Annotated in this window: 4 protein-coding genes and 1 pseudogene; all 5 read left to right on the top strand. The window is 62.3% G+C overall.

Annotated features, from left to right (window positions below; genetic code table 11):
- A partial coding sequence (locus tag IV113_RS25995) for a branched-chain amino acid ABC transporter permease (RefSeq protein WP_291091317.1) occupies window positions 1-447 on the top strand: 447 nt, incomplete at its 5' end.
- Between the two features lie 69 nt (window positions 448-516).
- Window positions 517-1,746: an ABC transporter substrate-binding protein gene (locus IV113_RS25990; protein WP_056278303.1), complete on the top strand. Its 1,230-nt coding sequence runs from the start codon at window positions 517-519 to the stop codon at window positions 1,744-1,746.
- Window positions 1,740-2,600, top strand: coding sequence for an ABC transporter ATP-binding protein (locus IV113_RS25985; RefSeq protein ID WP_086124714.1), 861 nt, complete (start codon window positions 1,740-1,742; stop codon window positions 2,598-2,600). The genes IV113_RS25990 and IV113_RS25985 overlap by 7 nt, the downstream gene beginning before the upstream one ends.
- Before the next feature lie 47 nt (window positions 2,601-2,647).
- Complete coding sequence (locus tag IV113_RS25980; protein ID WP_291091313.1) at window positions 2,648-3,748, top strand: CaiB/BaiF CoA-transferase family protein; 1,101 nt, start codon at window positions 2,648-2,650, stop codon at window positions 3,746-3,748.
- Window positions 3,749-3,829: 81 nt separating this feature from the next.
- Window positions 3,830-5,265 (top strand): annotated as a pseudogene (locus tag IV113_RS25975) (IS1182 family transposase); the annotation flags it as partial.
- Window positions 5,266-5,518: the final 253 nt, after the last annotated feature.

Raw genomic sequence — 5,518 nt, 5'->3', positions numbered from 1 at the left:
GTCGCCGTGCGCGACGACGATGTGGCCGCCGGCATGATGGGCGTTGACGTGGCCGGCGCCAAGTCGCGCGCCTTCGTGCTCGGCGCTTTTTACGCTGGCATCGGTGGTGCCCTGTGGGCCTACCAGGTGCGCTTCGTCTCGGTCGATCAGTTCACGCTGTTCAACTCGATCTGGTTCATTGCCATGATGATCGTCGGCGGGCTCGGCTCGATCGTCGGGGCACTGATAGGCACCGTGCTCATCCGTGGTGTGCAGGAAACCATCACCAGCCTCGGGCCCGACCTGGTCGAGCGCATCCCCAGCCTGAGCAGCGACCTGATCTTCGCCAGCATGAATGTGTTTCTCGGCCTCATCATCACGCTGTTCCTGCTGCTTGAACCGAAAGGCCTGATGCACCGCTGGAACATCCTGAAAACCAACTACCGGCTCTGGCCGTTTCACCACTGAGCCCGCCCGGCACAGCGAGTCGCAATCCCCCGCCCCTTTTCCTCACCACCACCACAATTGGAGACAAGCATGCAACGCAATACCTTTCTCAAACTCACGGCCGCCCTGGCCTCTGGTCTGCTGCTGAATGCGCCCGCCCATGCGCAATCGACGACGATCAACGTGGCCGCCTTTGCCGACTTCGCCGGCCCCTACGCCAACGTCATGTCCCAGATGCAGGGCGGGCGACTCGCAGTGATCGAGTGGTGGAACAAGGAAGTCGGCAGCAAACTCAACGTGCAGATCGTCGTCAAAACCTTCGACACCCGCTACGACGTGGCGCAAACCGCCAGCCTGTGGCCCGGCATCAAGGCCGAAGTCAAACCCGCGATCCTGCTCGGCCTCGGTGGCCCGGATGCCGCCGCGTTGCAGCAGCGCTTGCCGGAAGACAAGATTCCCATGGTCATGGCCACCGCCACCTACGGCTTCGGCTGGAAACCCAACCAATGGGCCCTGAACCTGCGCCCCACCTACGCCCACGAGGCGGGCGGATTCCTGGAATGGTTCCGCACCACCAAACTCGATGGCAAGCGCCCTGTCAAGGTGGCGATCATCACCTCCGAAGCCACCCCCGCTTATGCCGACATGGCCAAGGGCCTGCAAAGCTACACCAAGGCCAACCCGGACAAAGCCACCTTCGTCGAGGCGATCTGGACCGAAGTGCAACCGGCCGACCTGACCCTGGCGGTGCGTCGCCTGGTCAATGCTGGCACCGATGTGATCGTGATCCAGACCAACACCGCCCAGGCCGTGGCCACCAAACGTGCGCTGCAGGCGCTGGGCAAAAACGTCCCGATCATGCTCTCGCTGCACAACGGCGTGGTGGGATCATCTAAGGCACTGGGCGACCCGAATGGCTTTGCCGGTGATTTCGAAGTGGGCGCCATCGCCGATGCCAGCGAAGACGACACGACCGCACGCAAGTTCTACAGCATGTTGCAGGAAAAGCATGGCCTGAAATCGGGCTGGAATGCCATGACCATCATGGGCCTGGGCCAAAGCGTCGTGGCAGTGCGCGCGATTGAGGCCACCATCAAGGCCAAGGGTGCCGGCAAAGTCACTGGCGAAGCGGTGCGCGAGACCTTGATGAACAGCCAGTTCACCAGCAACGACCTGATGGGCATACTGCCAGGCGTGGACTTCAGCAACGACACCCCCTTTCCCACCGGCACCGCCAAGGTCAACATCGCGACCATGAAGGACGGCAAGGTCGTTCGGGCTGCAGCCGATGTGAACGTGCCAGTGGTGCCTAAATGGTGAATTCAGCCATTGCTGCAGCACCGGATCAACGGACCACGCCCCATGCGGCTGCCGATCCGGCGGTGCTGACTCTATCCAACGTTGAGGTGTTGTATGCCGAGGTGATCCTGGCGCTCAAGGGCGTGTCGATGAAGGTCCCCGAAGGCGGGTGCGTGGCGCTGCTGGGCGCCAACGGCGCAGGTAAGAGCACCACCCTGAAAGCCATCTCCGGCGTCATTGACTCGGAAGATGGCCGCGTCTCGGGCGGGTCGATCACCTTCGACGGCCGACCGATTCAGGGGCACGATCCGGCGACCGTGGTGCGCGGTGGTCTGGTTCATGTGATGGAAGGGCGGCGCGTGCTGCAGCACATGACGGTCGAGCAAAACCTCATCATCGGCGGCCACATGTTTCCATCGGCGCAGGCGATGCGCCAGGCGATGGACAGCGTGTACGAAGCGATTCCGCGCCTGGCCGAACTGCGAAAACGCACGGCCGGCTATCTGTCGGGCGGCGAGCAGCAGATGCTGGTGATCGGGCGCGCAATCATGGCCGAGCCCAAACTCATGCTGATCGACGAGCCGTCACTCGGGCTGGCGCCGCGCATGGTCGAGGAAGTCTTCAGCGTGCTGCGCCACCTGCGTGAGCAGGGGCTGTCGCTGCTCATCGTCGAACAAAACACACGCGTCGCCCTGGAGATCGCCGACTATGGTTATGTCATGGAGAGCGGTCGCATCGTGCTGGAGGGGCAGGCCCAGGAACTCCGCGACAACGAGGATGTGCGCGAGTTTTATCTCGGCCTGGACCGCGAGGGGGTGCGCAAGAGCTTTCGCGAGGTAAAGCACTACAAGCGACGCAAGCGCTGGTTGGGGTAGCAGTCGGTTGGCTGGTGGTTTTAGTTCGGTTTGAGGAGCAACAACAAATGAGTGGTCCCTTGCAAGGTTTGAAAGTGATCGAGTTCGGCGGCATTGGCCCCGGACCGTTCTGCGCAATGTTGCTGTCCGACATGGGCGCCGACGTGATCCGCCTGGATCGCAAGGCCGACAAGGGAAAAGACCGCGGAGATGGCACCTTCCTTGCCAGTGGGCGGCGCAGCGTGTTGCACCGCGGTCGCCGTTCGGTGGCGGTCGACCTGAAGTCGCCCGCAGACGTGCAGCGGGTGCTGGCACTTGTCGACGGGGCCGACGCGATCATTGAAGGTTTTCGCCCGGGCGTGATGGAGCGGCTGGGTTTGGGCCCAGACGTGCTGTTGGCACGCCACCCACGACTCGTCTACGGGCGCATGACCGGCTGGGGCCAGGACGGCCCGCTCGCGCAGGCCGCCGGTCATGACATCAACTACATCGCGCTGTCGGGCGCGCTCAGCATGATTGGCCGCTCGGACGGCGGGCCAGTAGCGCCGCCGGCGATGGTCGGCGACCTGGGCGGCGGCGGCATGATGCTTGCCTTTGGCATCGTTTGCGCTTTGCTTGAAGCGCGCACCTCTGGCCGTGGTCAGGTGGTCGATGCTGCGATCACCGACGGCGCGGCGCTGCTGACCTCCATCGTCTGCGACCTCAAAGCGCTGGGAATGTGGAAGAATGAACGGCAGGCCAATCTGTTGGATGGCGGATCGCATTTCTACGACACCTATGAGTGCGCTGACGGGAAATGGATCTCGATCGCATCACTGGAACCCCAATTCTATGTGCTGCTGCTGGAGAAGCTGGGCATCAACGATCCCGAGTTTCAACGGCAACGCGATCCGGCCGTCTGGCCGACGCTCAAACGCCAGATCGCCGACATCTTCCGCACCCAGCCGAGCGCGCACTGGTGTGCGTTGCTGGAAGGGACCGACGTGTGCTTTGCACCGGTGCTGACTCTGGAAGAGGCTGCACATCATCCACACAACAGCGCGCGCGGTACTTTCTTTGAGCGAGACGGCGTGCTCCAACCTTCACCGGCACCGAGGTTCAGCCGGACGGTGACTGATCGCCCAGGCCCCGCACCGTTCATTGGTGAACACGACGACGAACTCTTGTAGCCGAAGAGTGACGTGGGCTGAGAGAGTGAGAGTTTTTCCCCCACGTACACAAATCGGCACGAGATTGGCTTAGGTTTTGGCATGACGACACCCACTGATCGCGTCACCGAATTGTCGAGCGCGGGCTTATTTGAAGACCTGGCGCAGCCAAGTGCTGAGCGGGTACAGCAAGCGCAAGTCAAGAAGGCCATCAAACGAGGCCAGGGCGAGCCCCGATTGCTGCAACCCAACCGTTCGCAAATTGAATTGCGAGCCTCGGACCTGGAATCCTTGTTGGCCCAAGCTCACCGAGCTCGCTTGGTGTGGGGCTACGTCATGCACCAAGACCTGAGCAAGTTGATCGAAGCCATCAAGGCACGTGGCAGCACGGCCGGTCGTGCGGCAATCGACCCGCGTATCCTGTTCTCACTGTGGCTATACGCCACACTGCAAGGCGTGGGCAGCGGACGCGAATTGGCAAAATTGAGCCAGGAGTACGACGCGTACCGGTGGATCTGCGGGGGCGTGTCGGTGAACTACTACCACGCACTCAACGACTTTCGTGCTGGCAATGAAGCCTTGATGGACGACTTGCTCACCGACAACGTGGCCGCCTTGGCCGCAGCAGGCGCCATCAGGCTGGAGCGCGTGGCACAAGACGGCATGCGCGTGCGCGCCGATGCCGGTGCAGCCTCCTTTCGCCGCCAGGCCAGCCTGGACGAACACCTCAAAGAGGCCAGCGAGTGGGTGCAAACGCTCAAGACGCAGGCCTGGCCCAACGGCGAGCACATGCGGCCCGCTTGCGTGCGGCCCAGGAGCGTGAAGATCGCATCAAAAAGGCACTCAAGCAATTGCCCGAAGTGGCAGCGGCCAAAAAACGCAACGCCTCCAAGACCGAAGCACGGGCAAGCACAACGGATGCCGACGCGCGTGTCATGAAGATGGGCGACGGCGGATTCCGTCCCGCCTTCAACGTACAGTTCGCCACCACCTGCGACGAGCAGGTCATCGTCGGCATGGACGTGGTCAACGCTGGCAGCGACATGGCTCAACTCTCACCCATGGTCGAACAAGTCGAGCAGCGCCTGGGGCAAAGCCCGCATGAGTGGCTGGTTGATGGGGGCTTTCCCGTGCACGAGCAGATCGCAGCGGTGGCGGGCAAGACCGATGTCTATGCGTCGGTACCCGAGCCCAAAGCCAAAAAAGACGCCAAGACGGACACCAAGAAAGACATGGCGAAGGACACGAAGAAGGACGAGCGCGACAGCGAGGTGCGTCAGGATAAACATCAGCCCAAGTCGGGTGACTCCGAGGCGGTCGCGCAGTAGCACTCGCGCATGGGCAGTGACGAGGCCAAGGAGATCTACAAGCAGCGTGCGACCACGGCCGAATGCGTGAATGCGCAAGCCCGCAACCGAGGACAGTTGCGAATGCCGGTGCGCGGCTTGGCCAAGGTCCGATCTGTGGTGGGTCTGTTTGTGCTGGCGCACAACCTGATGCGCATGGCCGTTTTGGCCCCGCAGATCATGGGCTGGGGGAATAGTCCGTCAGCAACGGCCGCGCAGGCCGCATTAGAGGTCAAGAAATGGCACAAAGCACCCAAACGAGCCCCATGCGCCAAGTCCACTGCGCCAATCACAACCCTGCACCGCGCAAATTGTGTGCCCGTCGGCCGCGTTCGCCTTGAACGGCCACTGGCGCGGCGTGTATGCCAATACCTGAAAAACTCTCAGCCTCTGAGCCCACTCCGACCCACGAACCCAGTTATGGCAAACATCAAATCCGCACCCT

Origin of the sequence: Hydrogenophaga sp., from assembly GCF_018780385.1 — a bacterium.
Taxonomy (GTDB): Bacteria; Pseudomonadota; Gammaproteobacteria; order Burkholderiales; family Burkholderiaceae_C; genus Hydrogenophaga.
This window is presented reverse-complemented; position numbering and strand designations above follow the sequence as displayed.